The following is a 22,163-nucleotide window of genomic DNA, read 5'->3' as shown; positions in this document are numbered from 1 at the left end:
CTGACAAGCCAAACGTGATTCCCCACAGAGTATCTTGAGTCAAGAGAAATTTGATTCTCGAGATGCAGAGCAAGGCTTCTGCCGCAGCAATATGTCAATATTGCGAGGACAGACAACGCTGCTATGCGCCCGAAAATCGAATTTATCGCTACGCTCAATTAAGGATAGAGGCCACGCACTTCACGCGCTTGTAGTACACGCGTACAACCGATAATAAACGCAGCAGTACGCAAAGATACTTTCTTATCTTCTGTCACTTGCCATACTGAATGGAAGGCTTCTTTCATGATGCGTGTTAGACGATTATTGATTTCATCTTCCGTCCAGAAATAGCTGGAGAAATCTTGTACCCATTCGAAGTAAGAAACCGTTACACCACCGGCGTTCGCAATCACGTCTGGTACAACTAAGACACCACGGTCGCGCAAGATATCGTCAGCTTCTGGTGTCGTCGGGCCGTTTGCGCCTTCGAGAATAATCTTTGCAGTGATGTGGTTCGCATTTGCTTCAGTGATTTGCTGTTCCAAAGCGGCTGGAATCAAGATGTCACATTGGACTTTCCAGAATTCCTCATTCGGCAATACCGCTTCTGCACCAGCGAAGCCAGCGACGCTACCATTTGCTGCGACGTGTTCCAATAACTTCGGTACATCAAAACCATTGGAGTGGAAAATCGTACCGCCGTGGTCTTGTACTGCAACAACTTTGGAGCCGGCTTCAGCAAACAAACGTGCCGCGATGCCACCAACATTACCAAAACCTTGTACGGCGATTTTTGCACCTGCAATCGTCACACCTTTTTTCGCTGCAGCTTCGCAACCGACGACGAATACACCACGGCCTGTCGCTTCACGACGACCTAAACTACCACCAAGCGAAATTGGTTTACCAGTGACCACGCCAGTCGCTGTACGACCTTCGTTCATGGAGTAAGTGTCCATCATCCACGCCATGGTCTGTTCATTGGTGTTGACGTCTGGTGCTGGGATATCTTTGTCTGGGCCAATGATAATACCGATTTCAGATGTATAACGACGCGTCATACGCATCAATTCGCCACGAGACAAAGTCTTAGGATCAACGCGGATACCACCTTTTGCACCACCGTAAGGAACGTTCACCGCAGAGTTTTTAATTGTCATCCAAGCAGACAGCGCCATCACTTCAGACAAAGTCACATCTTGGTGAAAACGCACGCCACCTTTGCCTGGGCCGCGTGAAGTATTGTGCTGTACGCGGTAACCTTCGAAATGGGCAATCGTGCCATCATCACGTTCGATAGGCACATCCACCACCAAAATACGCTTAGGACGTTTCAAGGTTTCGACCCAGCGTGACAAGTTACCGAGGTAAGGCGTAACGCGGTCGATTTGTTCCAGGTACACATTCCATGGGCCAGTCGCATGTGGGGTAAGGTAGGACGGGATTTGGTGATTACTAGACATGGTAAGTCTCGCTTTTTTGAGTAAATTGATTCTTGGAATATTGAATTGTCGTTTTGACCGAAAAGCACTCAGCAATAAAACTATTCCGATCAAAGGCAGCGCATCTTAAGGCAAGAGGCTTGATACTCTCCAATGCTTTGTTTGCATTTATCTATGCATATCACGCATAGTTATATTTTTAAACATAAATCACTCGAATAAGGTTTAGGCAAAATTGTTCGAGCTAGGTGAGGTGGCAACGACGATGCTGGGGTGATTTTACGTCAGTCCTACTTAAAAAATTAACTAGAAAATCACAGCAAATCCATTCTTCCAATAATGGATTAAATTCCCCCACAAGAGCGCTCTCGAGGCCGATTCGGCATCCGCCAATCATGAGACGAAAAAAAAGATCGCCTCTTTTGTAGGCGATCTTTTTTTTATCGTTGATGAATCTGCTGGGATTCAAATCTAAGCTGACATTTGATGATTTATTGCTGAATATTTTTTATAAAAACGCTGAACCTCATGAAATAAAAAATTGCAAAATCTAATCAAACAAGTCAAACAGTTACGGGCTCTGTTGGCACTTGCGAAGTCGATTTATTCAGCGCACTCAACAAAGCCTGATCAACCACGTGATCGACCGACACGACCTTGGCACGGCCCTCGCGGAAATTTTTCTCTAACTCATTCACCGCCACAGAAAACGATTTCTCTTTTTGACTCGACGTAAAAATAAACAAACTACGCATGGGACTAATCCACGCCAATCGCACTCTCTGTACACTTTCATCCATCATTCGGAACTGTACCCACACTCCGCGCTCCAAATTATCAACCGTACTAACCGCTTCTTCTATGGCTTGCTCAACCTTCGCGATTAAATCTTCTTCGCGAATGATCACGTCATTCAGTTCTGGTAGGTAGATATCAACTGGCTGAGCTTGCGCATCAGTGGCCTGTGCTTCTGCTGCCAATTGCTTGGCTTTTTGCTCAGCAGCGAGCTTCGCGTCTGCTTTCGCCTTTTCCACCGCCAGCGCTACTAAGCGTGCTTTTTCTGCTTCTTCCGCTTCTATTTTCGCTTTCGTTTCTGCTTCTGCCTTTGCTCTTTGCTCTAAACGACGCTCCGTTGCAATTTTGGCGGCTTCAACTGCAATTTCCATTTGTCGTTCTGGCGACAACTCCAAAGGAGCGCGTACGATAGACGCATGACACTCCGCCAGATCAGCAAAAAACTGCACGCGATCGGCATCTTCCCACTTAATCAAACTTAGCCACTTATTTAAACGCGCCAAAATCCCAGGCAAGCGATTGATCATATCTTGGCGTTGTGCCAAAGTGAACTTGGGTTTAATACTCCAAATCAAATCGTCCATCGTTTTAATGGCGTCTTCGACTGCGTGTGGTTTTTGATCTTGCACGCTGTACGCCAAAGTTAATACTTTGGTCCATCGGTTTTCTAAGAAGGTCTCAACGAAAGCCATCACTTCGCCGGTACCTATCCGCATCGAGATATCATTATTCGCAGAAATGCTTGCTTGAACAAACTTTTCTCTTTGCAAGGCTCGATTAATCGGCGCTTGCAGTGCATCAATAGTGGCGGCTTCCTCTTTTTGGATGAAAGATTCCAGATCAGTCACAACTTCATCAAACAAACTGAGTTGTTGATCAAACTCATTCTGAACCCGCGTGACATTGCGCTGCATTTCTTGAAAAAGCGGATCGGCCTGCCCTTTCGCAGGATCGAGGGCCGAACTGTATTTCGACAATAAATCAATCAAGCGACGTGCTGGATGCGCATCTTGAAAGAAGAAATCTTTATCGATCAAGGCTGCTTTCAGTACCGGCACTTGGAGTGCACTGATTAAGTCTTTGATCGGGTCAGCAATTTCTTGATTACTTAAAACACCATCAAATACATGCGACATCAAGTCAAAGGTATGTTTTTCAACACCACTATGAAACATCGCCGGCATTTCTTGTCTCAGATGCGACAAACGAACTGCTTGCTGCGCACCAGAAACCAGCTGGTGTATCGCCATATTTTTTTGTACACCTGCCAGATATTGGAACAGCTCTGAACTTGCTGGTTGAAAATTGCCACGGTCCATTGGGAAAGACATGCCGCCAGCGCCAGTGCCAGCAGCCGCGTTGGGATGTCCAACAGGTAGCTGTTCACTAGCTCCAGACAATCCTGATTGTGACGAAAAATATTGCTCTAATTTTTTCGTCACTTCATTCTTCACCACCTCGCCAACTCTGGCAGCTTCTGCGCTGGCTTGTTTACGTTTAAGGCGATAGGTTTCTTGCAGATCAGGTAGCACACCACGCACCACCAATAATTCATTTAAGCCGTGATACACAGGCGTTAAATCAAAGAGCAAATCACTGAGCAAAGGCAATACAAAATCGTGCGCCGATTTTTCTGGATTGAACTCACACCATGCGGTGTTAAATGCTTTCAAAAATATCTCAGGGCGGAATGGATTCTGACTCAAATTCAAGGTTTCCACGCCGAGCAAACTAGCCAGACGCATATTTAACGCAGCCAAACTTTCAGCGTGAGTTAATTCTAAAGTGCGACTGGCGCGGCTGATGCTCAACTTCAAGTCCATCTCTTCATAAGAGACCAGGGACATGCCTTCATCTGACAAACTAACCGGTGCTTTTTTCTCATTACTACGTAAAGCAGCAGATTCACTTTTAAGAATTTTTTCTAAAGTGCCGGAACAAAGATAGTAGTAAGTATAGGTACTGTTTTTCAGGAGTTGCGCGCCATGAAAATAGAGGTTGGCTTCTTTTGCATCGTTCGATTCTTCAGATTTAACGAACAGTGCATGCGACAGACGCGCAGCGAATGCATCGATGTGTGGCGTCACTAATTGATAGGCGTGTTGCACCAAAGCCTGCCAAGTGTCCAATTTTTCTAACGGAATTGGCGCCACCTCACGACGACTCTGATCTGCTTGCTTTTGATGTACTTGATTTATCGACATAAAAGATTTTTAACGACACGAACCTTAATAGCAACTACGCTAACAACATGATACTAAATGAATAATTACGGCAAGTTTTGCAGAAAACATGAAAAAGCGGGGGAAACAATGATTGACTTTGATTTCTTCATATTGAGGACTATATTCAATTAATTTCCACATGGAAATGTTCGAAACGCAATTTCGCTCATTTTTTAAGCATTTTTTGCTTTGAATTTGTCCTAAATCTCAACTAATGCTTGTTTCATTACTTATTTATTGTTTTTATACCTTGCTTTTTACTTGGCTTAATTATGAAGTCTTCTCTCAAATCCGCCTCAATCTACCTCAATTAGAAGAGACTCTACCAGACTAAATCAAGAATTAAGCTTCTGATAAGCTTGGATATCTCCACATATACAGCCCCTTTGCTCTAAAATACGAGGTTTTCGAGGGACGCCAGCCTTACCGTGCTTGCCACTCCTGCAATCTACCTTGCAAACTATTCTATGTCAAAGAAATTACCAACAAATGTCACACCAGCATCGTTCGAAAGTGCAATGACGGAACTGAGTGAATTGGTGTCGCAAATGGAGACTGGCCAACTACCATTAGAAGCATCAGTAACGGCATATCAACGCGGTTCTGAACTCATCAAATACTGCGCCTCGCAATTAGAGAAAGTAGAACAACAAGTCAAAATTCTCGACGCGGGCATGCTAAAACCTTTTCAATCCGATAGTAATCATGACGAGGATTTGACATGACTGAGCAATTCCAGACATGGATGAAATCCACCCAAGCCGCTGTCGAAATCGCCCTGACCCAATATTTGCCTGCGCCTTCACAGCTACCGCAGAAGCTGCATGAAGCAATGGCTTATGCCGTGCTCGATGGTGGCAAACGTGTACGTCCACTACTCGTCTTCGCTGCTGGTAATTTATTTGATGCGCCAAACGAACTTTTATCACGTGCTGCCTGCGCAGTCGAAATGATTCATGCATACTCATTGGTACATGATGACATGCCTTGCATGGATGATGATGCACTTCGTCGTGGCAAACCAACCGTTCATAAGAAATATGATGAAGCGACAGCATTATTGGTGGGTGACGCCTTACAAGCACAGGCTTTTTTAGTGTTAAGTGAAGCACAAGCAGAAGCCGATCGCAAACTCCCGATGTTGCAATTACTGGCACACGCGTCTGGCTCTTTGGGTATGTGCGGTGGTCAAGCAATTGATTTGGATAGCGTCGGTATTGCACTCAATATCACAGAACTAGAACAGATGCATAGACTCAAAACTGGCGCCTTGTTGCGTGCGTCCGTTTTACTAGGCGCGATCAGCGGCAAGCATTTAACAAGTGACGAAACCAAGGCCTTAGATCAATATGCCGCTGCAATCGGTTTAGCATTTCAAGTAGTAGATGATGTGCTGGACGCCACCGCAGATTCCGTCACACTAGGCAAAACGGCAGGCAAAGACGCGGCCGATAATAAGCCGACCTACGTATCTTTATTAGGCTTGGAAGCTTCGCGCCAATTAGCAGAAAAACTATGTAATGATGCGCATCAAGCGCTATCAATTTTCGGAGAGTCCGCCCAATATCTGCACGATTTAGCAGATCTCATCGTTCAGCGGAAAGCATAATAATGTCCTTACTTACTACGATTAATTCGCCAGCAGATTTACGCCAGCTTAACCGCAATCAATTAGCGTCATTGGCAGATGAATTGCGCCAATATGTGATTGATTCTGTGTCAAAAACTGGTGGCCATTTGTCCTCGAATCTTGGCACAGTGGAACTGACGATTGCCTTGCATTATGTATTCAACACACCTGAAGATCGCTTAGTGTGGGATGTCGGTCATCAAACCTATCCGCACAAAATTCTGACTGGACGTCGTGATCAAATGCATAGCCTGCGTCAGCTCGACGGCATCTCAGGTTTTCCGCGTCGCGTCGAAAGTGAATACGATACCTTTGGTACTGCCCATTCTTCTACGTCGATTTCCGCAGCGCTAGGTATGGCGTTGGCAGCACGCACCAAAAAAGAATCTCGTCATGCGGTGGCGATTATTGGCGATGGCTCAATGACGGCTGGCATGGCATTCGAAGCATTGAATAATGCGGGCGTGTACGACGATATCAATATGCTGGTCGTCTTGAACGACAACGATATGTCGATCTCGCCGCCGGTCGGCGCATTAAATCGCTATCTAGCACGTTTGATGTCAGGCAAATTTTACGCAGCAGCACGCAATGTCGGCAAATCCGTATTGCCGCCACCGATGCTGGAATTAGCTCGTCGTTTTGAAGAACATGCCAAAGGTATGATTGTTCCTGCGACGATGTTTGAAGAGTTTGGTTTTAACTATATCGGCCCGATTGATGGACATGATTTGGAATCCTTGATTCCGACTTTGCAAAATATCAAAAACCTCAAAGGACCACAATTTTTGCACGTGGTCACCAAAAAAGGGCAAGGCTATAAACTGGCTGAAGCCGATCCGATTTTGTATCACGGTCCTGGTAAATTTAATCCAGCAGAAGGTATCAAACCCGCCGCTGCTCCAGCGAAGAAAACCTACACACAGGTTTTCGGTGATTGGTTGTGCGATATGGCGGCGGTCGATGACAAGCTGATCGGTATTACACCAGCGATGCGCGAAGGCTCGGGCATGGTGGAATTTGAACAACGCTTCCCACAACGTTATTACGACGTTGGCATCGCAGAACAACATTCCGTGACCTTTGCGGGTGGCTTGGCGACCGAAGGATTAAAGCCAGTGGTCGCGATTTATTCGACCTTTTTGCAGCGCGCTTATGATCAATTAATTCATGATGTCGCTTTACAAAATTTGGATGTCACCTTTGCCTTAGATCGCGCTGGTTTAGTCGGTGCAGATGGTGCAACCCATGCAGGTAATTATGATCTAGCCTATTTGCGTTGTATTCCAAATATGGTGGTGATGGCAGCAAGTGATGAGAACGAATGTCGACAAATGCTGACGACGGGTTATCAATATCCAGGCCCAGCGGCGATACGCTACCCACGTGGTGCGGGTATAGGCGCTACTATCGCAAAAGAATTGACGGCGCTGCCTATCGGTAAAGCTGAATTGAAACGCCAAGGCAAGAAAGTCGCGATTCTCGCCTTCGGTTCTATGGTGCATCCATCCTTGTTGGCGGCAGAAGCGCTTGATGCAAGCTTGGTCAATATGCGTTTTATCAAACCAATGGATACAGACTTGATCAAAGAAATGGCTGCAAGCCACGATGCCTTTGTGACGGTTGAAGAAGGCTGTACGATGGGTGGTGCTGGTTCTGCCGTTGCCGAAGCATTGGCAGAAGCTGGACTTGCAAAGCCGGTACTGATCTTAGGCTTGCCAGACAAATTTGTCGATCATGGCGATCCGGCTCTGTTGTTAGCCCAATGTGGATTGAATGCAGAAGGAATCGAAGCGTCAATTCGCCATCGTTTCTATTGATTATTCCAAGCACATCACAGTTGTAATGGATCACATCGCACCGCTCAGCTTCATCGAAGTGAGCGGTGTTTTCTTATGTACAGAAATTCAAACTTCCTGCTCGACTAACGCCGCACGAATATCTTCACGACTTAAGCTAGGTGCAAACTTTTGAATAAAATCGTAAGTGTAGGTACGCAAATAAGCACCACGCCGAACTGCTAAACGCGTCACATTCGATTGAAATAAGTGCGAAGCCGAGATCGTCCGCAAACCTTGCGCACGTTGGTTTTCATTGCCGGATTCGATTGCCATAGACGCGACCAAACCCACGCCTAATCCTAGCGACACGTATTGCTGAATCACGTCAGAATCCATCGCAGTTAACACGATATCCGTGCGCAAACCAGCACGTTTAAAGGCGTCGTCAATATGTCCGCGACCAGTGAAACCGACATCGTAAGTAATCAAAGGATATTGCGCGAGATCTTCTAAACTTAACTCTGCATGCGCCAGTAATGGGTGTCCATCCGGCACCACCACCACGTGATTCCACTCATAGCATGGAAAGGAAACGAGGTCTTTAAATGCCGACAGGCCTTCGGTCGCAATGCCTATGTCGGCTTTACCTGACAACACCCATTCAGCGATATGTTCAGGTGCACTTTGTTGCAAGGCGATACGCACTTCGGGAAATGCGAGACGAAATTGTTGCACCACTTTCGGCAAGACATAACGTGCTTGTGTATGCGTCGTTGCAATCGCTAAAGTACCACGCGCTTGATCGGAGTAATCGTTACCCGCTTGACGTAAATTTTCAGCTTCTAGTAGCAATCTTTCGATGATGGGTAAGATACCTTTGCCCGGCTCGGTTAAACCCGTTAAGCGCTTACCATTGCGTTCAAAAATATCCACGCCCAGTTCTTCTTCAACTTCGCGAATCTGACGACTGACGCCCGGTTGCGAGGTATATAAAACATTCGCCACTTCGGTTAAGTTATAACCGCAACGGCAGGCTTCACGTATGGAGCGTAATTGTTGGAAATTCATAATCGTTCCTAAGCATTTACATTATCGACGAACACATGCAAGCGTTTTGGTTTCACTATTAAAGCTTCACCGACTTGCAGGTTCAAATGTACTGCGCGCTCGGTGCTAATCATGGCTTCCACAATTTGCCCATTATCTTCGCGCACCAATTCCAATTGCGCGAGTGGACCTATGCCATGCACGCGACGTAGTTTCACCACCAAGCCAGTCGCGCCCGCTGTGTAACGATCGATATCTAATTCATGTGGTCGCACATAACCAGTGCCAACTGCATCTTTGGTATCGGCATGACCAGGCGCATCAAAAGCGACACCATCGGCATCCAATACGCCTTCGTGCACGCGACCATGAAATAGATTCACATTGCCCAAGAATCCATAAACGAAGGGCGTTGCAGGATGTTGATACACCTCATTCGGCGCGCCGACTTGCTCGACTTTGCCATGATTCATCACCACGATTTTATCTGCAACTTCGAGTGCCTCTTCTTGATCATGGGTGACGAAAATACTGGTCACGTGTAATTCATCATGCAGGCGACGTAACCAACGACGTAATTCTTTACGGACTTTTGCATCGAGAGCGCCGAAGGGTTCGTCCAATAACAAGACACGTGGTTCAACCGCCAAAGCACGCGCTAAAGCGATCCGTTGACGTTGTCCACCTGAGAGCTGAGGTGGATAACGATCCGCCAACCAATCGAGCTGTACCAATTCCAATAGCTTAGTGACCTTCTCTTTAATTTGCGCTTCGCTTGGGCGTAAATGACGCGGTTTCACGCGCAAGCCAAACGCAATATTTTCAAAAATCGTCATGTGTTTAAACAAGGCGTAATGTTGAAACACAAAGCCGACTTGGCGTTCACGCACATGCTGATTTGAGGCGTCTTCGCCATCCAACAAAACCTGACCGCTATCGGCATATTCCAAACCGGCGATGATGCGCAGTAAAGTCGTTTTACCGCAGCCGGATGGTCCTAATAATGCCGTTAATTCGCCATTCGGAAAATCTAAAGACACATTATCTAAGGCGGTGAAATTACCGAAGCGTTTTTGTAATTGATTGACAGCGATGCTCATGTTTTTTCCGATCTTTCAAATATTTACAAACGTACTCCCTTCTCCCGCTAGCGGGAGAAGGGTTGGGGATGAGGGACGTCAAGTAGGCCAAATGATGTTTCAAAGCATATGCTCAATTTGGTCAAAGGCACTCATTAAGCATTTCGCAAATCTGAACCACCCTCACCCCAACCCTCTCCCGTCCACGGGAGAGGGGGTTTTATTCCTACTTCTATCGACCGCTCGTCGAAGAAGTACTAAGGACTATTCCTGCGGAATACGCTGACGAGACTCGTCAGTTTTCCATTCCACAATCGTCTTCAAGGCCAAGGTCACTAGCGCCAATAAAGTCAACAATGAAGCAACAGCAAATGCCGCCGTGAAGTTATATTCGTTGTACAAAATCTCGACTTGCAAAGGCATGGTATTGGTCTCGCCGCGTATATGCCCAGATACCACCGACACCGCGCCAAACTCACCCATGGCACGTGCATTACACAAGATGACGCCGTACAACAAACCCCATTTGATATTCGGTAAAGTCACATGCCAAAAAGTTTTCCAGCCTGATGCCCCCAATACCAAAGCCGCCTCTTCTTCTTCGCTACCTTGTGCCTGCATCAAAGGGATCAATTCACGTGCAACAAAGGGAAAGGTGACGAAGATCGTTGCTAAGACAATTCCCGGTACCGCAAACAGAATCTTGATATCGTGCTCGCGCAACCATTCGCCAAACCAGCCTTGTGCGCCGAATAGCAAAACATAAATCAAGCCCGAAATCACTGGTGATACCGAGAACGGCAAGTCGATCAAGGTCAGTAATACGTTCTTGCCACGGAATTCAAACTTGGCAATCGCCCACGCCGCAGCAACGCCAAATATCAAATTCAAAGGCACAGAAATACCGGCCGCAATCAACGTTAATTTAATTGCCGACCAAGCATCGGGTTCTTGTATCGACGTTACATAGACGTCCCACCCTTTACGTAATGCTTCAGAGAACACAGCGACCAAAGGAATAAACAAGAACAGCGTAACGAAAGCCAAGGCCAAAGTTAATAATAAAATTCTCACCCACACTGGCTCTAAAGTCGCCTGCAATTGCAAAGGTGGTTCTATACGTTTAGTGGTTAAAGATTGCGTAGACATTATTCTCTCCCGGCAGTTTGACGACGACGTGTCCAGGCTTGCAGCCCATTAATCGTCAACAATAAAATAAAGGAAATAATCAACATCACCACAGCAATCGCAGTCGCACCAGCGTAATCGTATTGTTCAAGTTTAGTGATCATGAACAGAGGTGTGATTTCAGAAATCATCGGCATATTGCCAGCAATAAAAATCACCGAACCATATTCACCAGTAGCGCGTGCAAAGGCCAAGGCGAAGCCAGTCAACACTGCTGGCAAAATGGTAGGAAAAATCACCCGCACGAAGGTTTGCCAGTGACTAGCACCCAAGCTAATTGCCGCTTCTTCTAATTCCTTTTCTGCTTCTTCCAAGACAGGCTGCACGGTGCGGACAACGAAGGGCAAACCGATAAAGATTAAAGCGACTAAAACACCTAAAGGCGTGTAGGCGACTTTGATACCCAGCGGTACAAGTAATTTACCCAACCAACCATTCGGCGCATACAAAGTCGCCAAAGTAATACCAGCGACGGCGGTGGGTAAGGCAAACGGCAGATCGACAAAAGCATCAATCAAACGCTTACCTGGGAATTTATAGCGCACCAAAACCCAGGCCAAAATGCCACCAAAAATCACATTGATAAAAGCCGCCAGCAGAGATGCGCCAAAGGTCAAACGATACGATGCCATCACGCGCTCAGAAGTCATGGTATGCCAAAAGGCATCCCAAGTCATGGTGAAGGTTTTAATGAAGACTGCGGACAAAGGGATCAGGACAATTAAGCCTAGATAAAACAAGGTAAATCCCACCGATAGGTGAAAGCCGGGAATCACCCGTCGCGCCTTCGCCCGATTTTTTGAAAGGAATGCCATGTGATGCCTTTATTACTGATATGACTAAGAGAGTCATATCATTACATAGGCCTGTTATATGGAAAACGATTTTTTCCAAATGTCCATATTCAGATTTCACATATAAGCGAGATAGCCAAGATCCCATCGTGCTTGGCTAGATTCTTTATTGATGAAGCTTGCTGAAGTATCAACAATATTAGTCTCAATTGAGCGCTTTTCTTCACTAAGCAACTGCGGCCTTGGCAGATCAAAATGAAAACCCTGCATCGCAAATGCAAGGCCAGTTTGCCGCGCTGCTGACAAAGCTTGCAAGGAACTCTCACGCTCAATCTTACGTACGATGATCTGGCAATGAATCTCAGCGGCCTTACTCAATAGAAAATCGAAACTCGCGGCATCTCTCACACTGTCGATATCCAATTTAATCGAGGCAGGACGAATCCGGCTCAGGTGATCTAAAGCCTCATCAACACTTCTCGCATTCGTCCCTAAGCGAAAGCCATTACGGCGATAGTTCTCGGCAACATGCGTTAGCACCCAACGCTGACTGGCAGTAATCATGGGAAGTTGCAGAATGATCTTATGCTGCGGTACTTCCAGACTCTCTAAGACGCGACGAAACGCGGCGCCATGATTACCAGCCACCGCGACTAACAGTCGATTATGCACGCTCAGATATAAATCCTTAGTAAAGGATTCCGCTTGGCGAAAATAATTAATGGTATGTAGTAATCGGCACAAACGATCTAGCTCTACCGACTCTTCGTCGCTAGCCACATGTTCAAGCAACTTCCAAATACTTAAGCCGCTATCGTCTGCAGAAAGACTGCGTGCATAGGCCTCGTAAGCAATCACCTGAGTTCCATCTGCACTTCGTATCGCTTGGAAAACACTACTCAGGCGTGCCTTAAAAAAACGTCCATGCGCACGCCCTTGCTGATCCAGACTTAAATGGCTAGAAGGAGAAAAGCCTGCTTGAAGCTGCTGTAAATAGTGTTTTAATACGGGAAAATTCATGGGGTATGCTCACAAGATAGTTATAGGTCGCAACCGAAAAGTCACTGTCAGATAACGTGACTATTCAGTCCCTATGATAAGCACAGTTAAAGTCAAACAAAATCGGTTGAGCCGTCATTCCGGACTTGATCCGGAATCCAGTTTCACAGGCTTGAAGGTGAACTCTGGATGCCGGATCAAGTCCGGCATGACGTCAATTGGCTTTGGTTTTACTCTAAATGTGGGTGTCTCATAGCGGCTGAACAGTTACCAGATAACAAGAATAGAAGCCATTGCCAGTTTTGATAAGGAATGATTTCGCGCATCTTTATCTGAAGTTTTTCTATCTCACTGACCGAAAGAAACAAGAAATAAATGAGAAATAAATGAGAAAAAATTCGGCATCAAATCATGTCAAGCAACTCAAACAGAAATCACGTCTTCCTCTGACGAGTTCAGACTTTCAAGTTCTTTCTGTTCCTGCCCAATCAAGCCATATCGCTTCAAGTAGGTACGTAGGATATTGCGGCTGATGCCCAAGACTTTGGCGGTTTGCACCTGATTTTCTTTGCACTTAGTGAACGCACTCAGAATCAATGATTGCTCGACAGTCTCTAACAAATCCACCTGCCCTTCCTCCATCAAACGTAGAAACAAATGCTCAATTTGCTGTAAGGAGTCAACTTGTCTTAATGCCGTTTCAGATTCGTTCACGACCGCATCCGCTAGCGAACAATCTGCATCTGGCTGACTGATGTCGTGAGCAATTTTACGATCAGGTGTATCTACAGTCGGTAGATTCATTGCAGAATTCCCCACCCCACTTGCACTTGCACGATTGCGATGCAGAGCACCAACCAGACGTAAATCATCGGCCTCAATTCGATTATTGCGACAAACAATCAGACTGTAATGCACCACGTTTTCTAGCTCACGAATATTGCCAGGCCATTCATAGTTAAGCAGCGCCAATTCAGAATCCGCGGACAAACTGACGCGATTTAACTGCAAGCGATCGCTGTAGATATCAATGAAATGCCGCGCCAATGGCAGTATGTCTCCAGGCCGATCACATAGTGGAGGTAAATCGATAGTGGCAACACTGAGGCGATAATACAGATCAGAACGAAAGCGATCAGCAGCAATCGCCTTTTGTAAATCGACGTTGGTGGCCGCGACTAATCTCACATCTAAAGCAATTGGTTTACGCGATCCCAAACGCACCACTTGGCGTTCTTGTAGAACACGTAGTAGTTTGACTTGCAGCGCCAGTGACAAATCACCCACCTCATCTAAAAACAAAGTGCCACCATTGGCTGCTTCAAACCAACCGGAACGTGATTGTGTCGCGCCAGTAAATGCGCCACTCTCATGTCCAAATAATTCTGCGTCGATGAGAGTCTCACTAAAGGCACCACAATTGACTGCAATAAACGGTCCTTTGCGGCCACTAGAAGTATGGATATGACGGGCGATCAATTCTTTGCCCGTACCAGTTTCACCAATAATCAATGCGGTCGCATCTGAACGTGCAATTCTCTCCACTTGATCTAGCAATGCCGATGAACGCTTATCATGGAATAACATTGCCTTCGCCCGTATCGATAAAGGGCTGCCGCTCGATTCAGGAAAAGTAAGAAGTTTGTTCACGGTCGTCATCTCTTTAAACGTGGATCTGCTGCCCGCTGCGCAAAAAAATTCAAGCGAACTAACAAGGGGTGGCGAATAGGCGTGTGCTGTATCGAACAAAGAGAAATTCTAAACATCCTCAGGTTCATATCGGTTTGCCTATATGAGGATTGATGTCACATCAAAAAGGATGTTTAGAGTTTCTACTGATTTTGCATGTGAAACACAGGAAACCGTGAGTGTACTGATATCAGTACCGTCGGCTTACTATGCTCCACATGCGATCAGAACATTCTCAGCTACTACAAATTTACAAAAAGAACCAATAAGCGGTAATGCCGTTCAGTGAAGCGGATAAGCTTAAGATTTGTCACTCCCGCGAAGGCGGGAATCCAGTGACGTAACGGCATTACCAATAAACGCGATGTCTTCTGACAGCGCTTTATTTTGGCTGATAGATTTGATCAAAGAAGCCGCCATCAGCGAAATGATCTTTTTGTGCCTTGGTCCAGCCGCCAAAGACATCATCGATCTTGAACAGATTAACTTTACCAAATTGCCCTGCATATTTTTTCGCTGCTTTATCTGAAATGGGACGATAAAAATTCTTGCCTATGATGTCTTGCGCTTCTTCTGTGTAGAGATAATTCAGATACGCTTCTGCGACTTTACGCGTACCGCGCTTATCTGCATTTTTATCCACCACCGTCACTGGTGGCTCTGCCAATATACTCAAAGGCGGCGTGACGATTTCTACCTTATCAGCACCAAATTCTTTAATCGCCAAATACGCTTCATTTTCCCAAGTGATCAAGACATCACCCAAACCACGCTCAGCAAAAGTCACTGTTGAGCCGCGCGCGCCAGAGTCCAGCACTGGAACATTTTTGAAGATTTTTTGTACAAAATCTTTCGCTGTCGCTGGTGTGCCGCCTTTTTGTTTCAAAGCATAGCCCCATGCGGCTAAATAATTCCAACGCGCACCACCAGAAGTCTTAGGATTTGGCGTGATGACGGAGACACCCGCTTTTGCCAAATCGTTCCAATCCTTAATCGCTTTTGGATTACCTTTACGTACCAAGAACACGATCGTCGATGTGTAAGGCGAGGAGTTATGCGTTAAACGTTTTTGCCAATCTTTGTTGAGCAAACCTTTTTCCGCCACTGCATCAATGTCATAAGCCAAGGCCAAGGTCAACACATCTGCATCCAAACCATCAATGACCGCACGCGCTTGTTTGCCGGAGCCACCGTGCGATTGTTTGATCGTGACGTTATCTCCCGATTTTGCCTTCCAATATTTAGCGAAAGCACCGTTCACTTCTTGATACAACTCACGGGTTGGATCGTAAGACACATTTAACAAACTCACGTCTCCAGCATAGGCGCTGACTGCAAACACGCTACTTACCGACAAAGATGCGGCTAACACTAATTTCTTAAAATTCATGATGTTCCTTTTTAGCTGATTTAATAAAATGACTTATTTCTTACCTAGATATCTTGCTTCATTTCCTACTTATACTATGTGCCTGCTCAGGTATTCATTGTGTTGAATTGTCTACAGGATCGAGAATACGTGGAAAGCTTTAAAACTAGAACTAATCATTTCTCAGTTCTTTATATGATTTTCTTCTAGTCGGCTATTGGCTTACCACGCGGGCGGAGGCGCACTTTCTTTCGTTGCAGGAGTGCTGATATTCGCGCTCTCAGTATTAGGCAATGCCAAGCCTGTACCAATCCAGTAAGTCAGCACGACCGTGAAGACTAGCGACAATACCAATACCCAAGTTCGCACTGGCACTTCTTCAGGGATTTGCAGCGCCTGCTCCAACGGCAAATGCTCATGGCCACTAATCATGGCTTTTACAAGATTTTTTTTCTTAAAAAATCGATATACAAAAATCGCCGCAATATGTAGTAGTAGCAAAGCAATCACCACATTCGACAATTGATGATGCCAACCGGTGAGTTGCACCGCGGTCTCGCTCTCCAGAAAATGCGCTAGAGGTCCAGTAAAGCTAATTTCGTCATCCGTGAACAAGCCACCTATCGCTTGCAATAGCAACAGGCCGAGTAGAGAAAGAACCGCGAGCGCGCCCAATGGATTGTGTCCGCGTCCTTGCCACTGACCACGTAAGTAGGAGCGCACACTCGATACACTAGGAATAAAGTGAATAAAGCGCGCGGACTTGCTGCCAACCACGCCCCATATCAAACGGAAAATGAGCAAGCCCACAACCGCCACACCCGCCTGGCCATGTAAGCGCATCCATTCTCCACCCACTTTTGCACTGACGATCGCGACCAACACGGCAATCACCAAACTCCAATGAAAAAGTCGTATCGGCAAATCCCATAAGCGCACGGCAATTGTTCGTTGAACTGCACTCACTTCAGGAGCACCTCGCTCCAACGGCTCCGCATCTAGAACAGTCGCTGGTGATCTTGAAATGAATCGGTCGCGATTCAACACTTCATTACGATAAACAGTCATCTTGCCATCCTCAATAAACGCTGATCGATTTATTGATTCACTGCAGTAGCGACAGCCGAAGTTGTCGCCGAGTTTGCTGCTGATGTCGTCGTTGCACTACGCGGAGGCGGGGCGACGATACGCGCAATTTTTCCACCTTGATCTTCATAGTCAAGACTACCAGCAGCGCCTGCTACTTTATAACCTTTTGCAGTCAATAAATCGCCAGCGGCGCCCGCACGATGCGCGCGATTAGAAACTGTGATGATGGTGCGATCTTTGGGAATCAAATCCAAACTCTTCTCTAAATCGGCCAGTTGTATGCTCAAGAACACAGGAAAGCTACCATTCTTAATCAGCTCGTCAGGACGACGCACATCGATAACCACGACTTGCGCCGGATAGAACAATAAGGCGTCGATTTCATTTCTTTGTAATTGTCGGGTTTGGTACACCCAAGGTGGCGCCACATAGGTGCTCGCACTTGCAAGCTTAGGACTTGCCGGGGTCGTGCCAGATTGCTGTGCCAAACTGGACTGGCTCGCCAACAGAACAACGAATGGCGTCAATGTTAGGAAGCGTGTAAGCAAAGTTTTAGTCTTGTTCATACAATTTTCTTTCTCAAAATTAAAGCGTGAATGGATGTGATCATCAGTCCAGCTTTCAGCAACAAGTATGCCAAGGCCTAACTCGACATTTGAAATGACTAGCTCACTGCTCAAATCAGCGGGCGCGCAGCAAGCTTGCCGTCGCCAAAACGACAACACCAACTTCAAGATTCATGACGAAGAAAGTTGAATTCGAATCACAGTAAGTGCTGAGAATCCAACATTCATCACGCCCCTTCCAAAAAGAACATGAATGCAGTGCTGCAGATTCAACAGCTTCGACATCTCACAAAAATACTAGTAACTGTTGCAAGTCGCACAGCGAGGCTAAACAGCTGATTAATGCGCAACAGTGCGTCTCTATTTGAATGCATGAACAGCATGTTCTTAGCACTCACGATCAATTCGCAAAGCGTGGTTTTACCTCGTCAAATCAATAACTTACGACAGCAAAATTAAGTACCAACAGTTTCAACTGAAGAGTTGGCACGGGTCTTGCCATTACTGTCTACGGTTAGAAAAGTATTGTTCACTTTGCTGTCTTTTCAACAGTAATCAGAACAGCACCGCACGGTGCCAGAAAATATTTTTCGCATAAATGTTGTTTACGAAATCAAGGAATGGGAGTCCATCAATGAAAAAGAAAGTGATTTATCTCGCCGTACTGTTAAGCCTGTCGGCATTCGCAACAGGTCAAGAGAAGAAAGAGGCGACGCCGAAGGCAAATCCAAGCAGTAACAAAGCTTGGGCGTATACCGAAGTGAAAGCGCCAGAAATTCCAGCGGTAAAACAAAAGGCCTGGGTGCGTAATCCGATTGATGCCTTCGTCTTAGCTAAACTGGAAAATGCCAAACTCAAACCCTCACCAGAAACAGATCGTGGTACGTATATTCGTCGTGCGACTTTAGATGCTTGGGGGATTTTGCCTACAGTGGAAGAAGTACGCGCCTTTGAAAATGACAAATCACCAAACGCTTACGAAAAGTTAGTTGATCGCTTATTGGCATCGCCTCACTTCGGCGAACGTCAGGCACGTCGTTGGTTAGATCTGGCGCGCTATGCTGATAGCGCTGGCTTCCAGAACGATAATACACGTCCCAACAATTATCGCTATCGCGACTATGTGATCAATGCGTTTAATCAAGACAAACCGTTCAATCAATTTGTACTCGAACAAGTCGCAGGCGACGAACTCTATCCTGACAGCCAAGACGCCAAGATCGCTACAGGCTTCTTAGCGGGCTATCCAGATAACAGCAATTCACGCGATCTGGTACAACGCAAATACCAAATCGCCACCGACATGACCGATTTGGTGGGAGAAACTTTCCTCGCTTCGACTATCGGTTGCGCACGCTGCCACAATCACAAGGCTGATAAGGTCAGTCAAAAGGAATACTTCCAGTTGCAAGCCTTCTTCTCGAATACCCAATTCGACGAACGCGCACGTTTGGCCAAAGGCACGGAAACGGAAGACGATAAAGCTTATGTGAAAGCACAAGCAGCCTATAACGAGCTGACAAAAGAACTACGTGCGAAACAGAAAGCGATTTTGGATACTGTACGCGCAGAGGGTCGAAAATATTACAACGAACGCTATCTGACAGATAGTCGTGAATCCATTTTCAAACCAGAAAAAGAATGGACAGCACTAGATCGTTGGGTCAACTTCCGTAAAGATGCGGTCGCCTCCGAACAAGATATCGTCGCCTTCTTACGCTTATCCGCTGAAGACAAGGACACTGCTGAATACAAAGAAGAAAATGCGTCTAAATATAAAGAGTATCAAAAGCTCACTGCGGAACTACGCAAATTCGATAAGCAACGTCCAAGTAAAGGCGGGTCTAATTTCTACACGACTGCGGTAGAAATCGGTAAAGATCCTATCCCTACCCAATTACGTTTTGGAGGCATACATGAACGTCCATTGGAAGCAGTAGAGCCGGGTCTGCCAGCCTTATGGGCAGCAGATTACAAAACAGAAATCACCGCTAGCAAAACGGGCACAGGTCGCCGTGCTGCTTTGGCAAATTGGTTGGTCAGTGAAAAAAATCCTTTGACCGCTCGCGTCTATGTCAATCGCGTTTGGGCGCAGTTATTTGATAAAGGCATCGTCAGTACTGTACAAGATTTTGGACGTGCTGGTACCAAACCTACGCATCCAGAATTGATCGACTACCTGGCCAGCAATTTCGTCAAAAATGGCTGGAGCGTCAAAAAACTGCAACGTGATATTTTGCTCTCAAATGTCTATCGTCAAGCATCAGCAGAACGTCTCGATGTAGTAAAAGCCGATCCTGAAAACAAGTTGCTGGCAGTGTACCCACGCAAGCGTCTCGATGCTGAAGAAATCCGTGATTCTTTACTGTATGTCTCCGACAAATTGGAAAACAAAATTGGTGGTCCGGCAGTATTTCCACCAGTACCGTCCAGCTTAAATGCAGGCAATCAATGGGAAGTATCGAAGGACGAAGCCGATCACAATCGCCGCAGTATTTACGTGTTTGTACGTCGCAGTATTCCTTACCCATTAACGCAAGCGTTTGATCCAGCGAATCCATCCAATCCACATCACAAACGTGAAGTGACGACTACACCTTTGCAAGCTTTGGCGCTATTTAACAGTGACCTGGTCAGTAACTGGTCACAAGCCTTAGCAGGAAAAATTATCACTGCGGCTGGTAAAGATGAAAACGCACAACTCGATCAATTGTATGTGACCTTGTTCGCGCGCAAACCAAGCAAAGACGAACGCAATGTCTTGAAACAATTCTTAGATAACCAAGAAAAAGTCATTCAAGAACGTACCTGGACCGGCAAGTTTGAAGTTGCGGTACCAACCGGTTTAAAGCAAGGCATACAAATTAATCCTGTACGCGCTGCCGCCTTCGTTGATCTGGTGCATACCGTATCGAATTCGAATGATTTCGCTTATCGCTTTTAGTCGCTTTTAATCTATACAGCCCTATTCAATTTACATTATTTTCATCATCTGAAAGACAATTATGACTAACAATACACGTCGCGATTTTCTCTTGAAATCTGGTCTCGGGTTAAGTGGTGCTGCTCTCGCTGGCTTAACGCCAGGTTTGGGCTTGAATGTTGCCACTGCGGCAGAACTGGCCGACCCTCTAGCACCAAAAGCACCACATCATGCGGCAAAAATTAAATCCGTCATCTGGTTACATCAAAACGGTGCGCCAAGTACTTTAGATCTGTACGACTACAAACCAGAATTGATCCGCCTCGCGGGTCAAGATGTACCAGCGTCCTTTTTGAAAGGCATCAAAACCAGTACGCAAGGCGGTGTAGGCAAACTGTATGCATCAAATCGCACCTGGAAGCAGCACGGTGAGAGCGGTGCCTGGTTCTCTGATCTGGTACCCAATATCGCTAAACACGCGGACAAGATAACGTTCATCAAATCCAGTGTCACGGTGGGCGCGACGCATGACATCTCTATTTTGAAACTCAATACGGGTGATCTCAGTCCAGGTCGCCCCGCTTTAGGCTCATGGATTAGTTATGCATTGGGTTCTGCCAATCCAGATCTGCCACCTTACGTCGTTTTGTATAGTGGCGATCGTGAGCCTTCCGCTGGCGGCGTAAATTGGGCTTCTGGTTTCTTGCCAGCTGTGTATCAAGGTACGGCCTTCCGTCCTGGCAACTCACCCATTTTGTACTTAGATCGCCCTGATGTCCGCACGGCCAATCAACAACGTAGCTCACTCGATTTACTGAAAAAACTAAACGGTTTAGGTGCGGAGAAATTCCCTAACGACACCGAATTGAAAGCACGCCTACGTTCTTATGAACTCGCAGATCGTATGCAAGTCGCCGCACCAGAAGCGGTCGATCTGAGTAAAGAATCAGAAACCACGCGCGCCGCTTACGGTTTGAATGAAGAAATCACTTCCGGCTACGGAACCACCTTACTGCGTGCCCGTCGCTTAGTCGAACGTGGTGTGCGTTTTGTCCACGTGGTCACTGGTGTACCTTCAGGTCAATCCGAAGTCACGGGACAAAACGTTTGGGACGCGCATGACAATCTGGAAAAGAATCACGGCATCATGGCGAAAGCGGTCGACAAACCTATCGGTGCCTTGCTGGAAGATTTGAAACAACGCGGTTTACTTGACACGACTTTGGTCGTCTGGACCTCCGAATTTGCCCGCACTTCTTACGGTCAAAGTGGCAATGGTCGTGACCATAATCCTTGGGGCTATACACAGTGGATGGCAGGTGGCGGCTTGAAAGCAGGCTTCACCTATGGCGAAACCGATGCCATCGGTCTGCAAGTAGCGGATAAAGAAAAAGCTGTTGATACCTATGATCTCCACGCCACTATTTTGCAATTAATGGGGCTCGATCATTTGAAAACCACCTTCCTCAATAACGGGCGCTCTGAACGTCCAACGGTGGTCTACGGCAAAGTCATTACTGACATTCTTGCCTGACAAGTATAAAAAATCGGGCGAACCTGATTAG

General features: G+C 46.3%; 16 protein-coding genes. 5 read left to right on the top strand and 11 right to left on the bottom strand.

Going from position 1 to position 22,163, the window contains the following annotated elements:
* Positions 1-158: 158 nt before the first annotated feature.
* Together H8K33_RS14630 and H8K33_RS14625 are read right to left on the bottom strand one after the other, a co-directional pair.
* Positions 159-1,445 carry a Glu/Leu/Phe/Val family dehydrogenase gene (locus H8K33_RS14630; protein ID WP_186891792.1) on the bottom strand — a complete coding sequence of 429 codons (1,287 nt, stop codon included), beginning with the start codon at positions 1,443-1,445 and terminating at the stop codon, positions 159-161.
* Positions 1,446-1,987: 542 nt separating this feature from the next.
* Positions 1,988-4,423: a DUF1631 family protein gene (locus H8K33_RS14625; RefSeq protein WP_186891791.1), complete on the bottom strand. Its 2,436-nt coding sequence runs from the start codon at positions 4,421-4,423 to the stop codon at positions 1,988-1,990.
* Between the two features lie 488 nt (positions 4,424-4,911).
* Here H8K33_RS14625 and H8K33_RS14620 point away from each other — a divergent pair, with 488 nt between their 5' ends.
* The 3 genes from H8K33_RS14620 to dxs are packed head-to-tail and all read left to right on the top strand — an operon-like array spanning position 4,912 to position 7,894.
* Positions 4,912-5,169 carry an exodeoxyribonuclease VII small subunit gene (locus H8K33_RS14620; RefSeq protein WP_186891790.1) on the top strand — a complete coding sequence of 86 codons (258 nt, stop codon included), beginning with the start codon at positions 4,912-4,914 and terminating at the stop codon, positions 5,167-5,169.
* Positions 5,166-6,053, top strand: a complete 888-nt coding sequence (locus H8K33_RS14615; RefSeq protein WP_186891789.1) for a polyprenyl synthetase family protein — start codon at positions 5,166-5,168, stop codon at positions 6,051-6,053. Before H8K33_RS14620 ends, H8K33_RS14615 begins: the two co-directional genes overlap by 4 nt.
* 2 nt (positions 6,054-6,055) lie before the next feature.
* On the top strand, positions 6,056-7,894 hold the full coding sequence (gene dxs / locus H8K33_RS14610; protein ID WP_186891788.1) for a 1-deoxy-D-xylulose-5-phosphate synthase: 1,839 nt from the start codon (positions 6,056-6,058) through the stop codon (positions 7,892-7,894).
* Between the two features lie 87 nt (positions 7,895-7,981).
* Here the strand turns inward: dxs and H8K33_RS14605 are convergent, their stop codons facing one another.
* The 9 genes from H8K33_RS14605 to H8K33_RS14565 form a co-directional block, all read right to left on the bottom strand.
* Entirely contained in the window at positions 7,982-8,923 is a 942-nt protein-coding gene (locus H8K33_RS14605) for a CysB family HTH-type transcriptional regulator (protein ID WP_186891787.1), read from the bottom strand.
* Between the two features lie 8 nt (positions 8,924-8,931).
* On the bottom strand, positions 8,932-10,002 hold the full coding sequence (locus H8K33_RS14600; RefSeq protein ID WP_186891786.1) for a sulfate/molybdate ABC transporter ATP-binding protein: 1,071 nt from the start codon (positions 10,000-10,002) through the stop codon (positions 8,932-8,934).
* 243 nt (positions 10,003-10,245) lie between these two features.
* Positions 10,246-11,130, bottom strand: coding sequence for a sulfate ABC transporter permease subunit CysW (gene cysW / locus H8K33_RS14595; protein ID WP_186891785.1), 885 nt, complete (start codon positions 11,128-11,130; stop codon positions 10,246-10,248).
* Entirely contained in the window at positions 11,130-11,984 is an 855-nt protein-coding gene (gene cysT / locus H8K33_RS14590) for a sulfate ABC transporter permease subunit CysT (RefSeq protein ID WP_186891784.1), read from the bottom strand. Before cysT ends, cysW begins: the two co-directional genes overlap by 1 nt.
* A 96-nt stretch (positions 11,985-12,080) precedes the next feature.
* Complete coding sequence (locus H8K33_RS14585) at positions 12,081-12,983, bottom strand: EAL domain-containing protein (RefSeq protein WP_186891783.1); 903 nt, start codon at positions 12,981-12,983, stop codon at positions 12,081-12,083.
* A 402-nt stretch (positions 12,984-13,385) separates the two neighbouring features.
* Positions 13,386-14,621, bottom strand: a complete 1,236-nt coding sequence (locus H8K33_RS14580; RefSeq protein ID WP_222613434.1) for a sigma-54 interaction domain-containing protein — start codon at positions 14,619-14,621, stop codon at positions 13,386-13,388.
* 412 nt (positions 14,622-15,033) lie between these two features.
* Positions 15,034-16,041, bottom strand: coding sequence for a sulfate ABC transporter substrate-binding protein (locus H8K33_RS14575; protein ID WP_186891781.1), 1,008 nt, complete (start codon positions 16,039-16,041; stop codon positions 15,034-15,036).
* A gap of 201 nt (positions 16,042-16,242) precedes the next feature.
* Positions 16,243-17,088, bottom strand: a complete 846-nt coding sequence (locus H8K33_RS14570; RefSeq protein ID WP_186891780.1) for a cytochrome b/b6 domain-containing protein — start codon at positions 17,086-17,088, stop codon at positions 16,243-16,245.
* A gap of 29 nt (positions 17,089-17,117) precedes the next feature.
* The gene (locus H8K33_RS14565) at positions 17,118-17,675 is read right to left on the bottom strand and encodes a rhodanese-like domain-containing protein (RefSeq protein WP_186891779.1); all 558 of its coding nucleotides are present in this window, start codon (positions 17,673-17,675) and stop codon (positions 17,118-17,120) included.
* Between the two features lie 634 nt (positions 17,676-18,309).
* On the opposite strand from H8K33_RS14565, the gene H8K33_RS14560 reads away from it, so the two are divergent.
* A complete protein-coding gene (locus tag H8K33_RS14560; protein WP_186891778.1) occupies positions 18,310-20,619 on the top strand; it encodes a DUF1549 and DUF1553 domain-containing protein in 2,310 nt (769 codons plus the stop codon).
* A gap of 61 nt (positions 20,620-20,680) precedes the next feature.
* Positions 20,681-22,132, top strand: coding sequence for a DUF1501 domain-containing protein (locus tag H8K33_RS14555; RefSeq protein WP_186891777.1), 1,452 nt, complete (start codon positions 20,681-20,683; stop codon positions 22,130-22,132).
* The last annotated feature ends 31 nt before the right edge of the window (positions 22,133-22,163 follow it).

Source organism: Affinundibacterium amnicola (assembly GCF_014284275.1).
Classification (GTDB): Bacteria; Pseudomonadota; Gammaproteobacteria; order Burkholderiales; family Burkholderiaceae_D; genus Undibacterium; species Undibacterium amnicola.
Note: the sequence above shows the minus strand (reverse complement) of the source record. Positions and strands in the feature narration are given on the sequence as shown.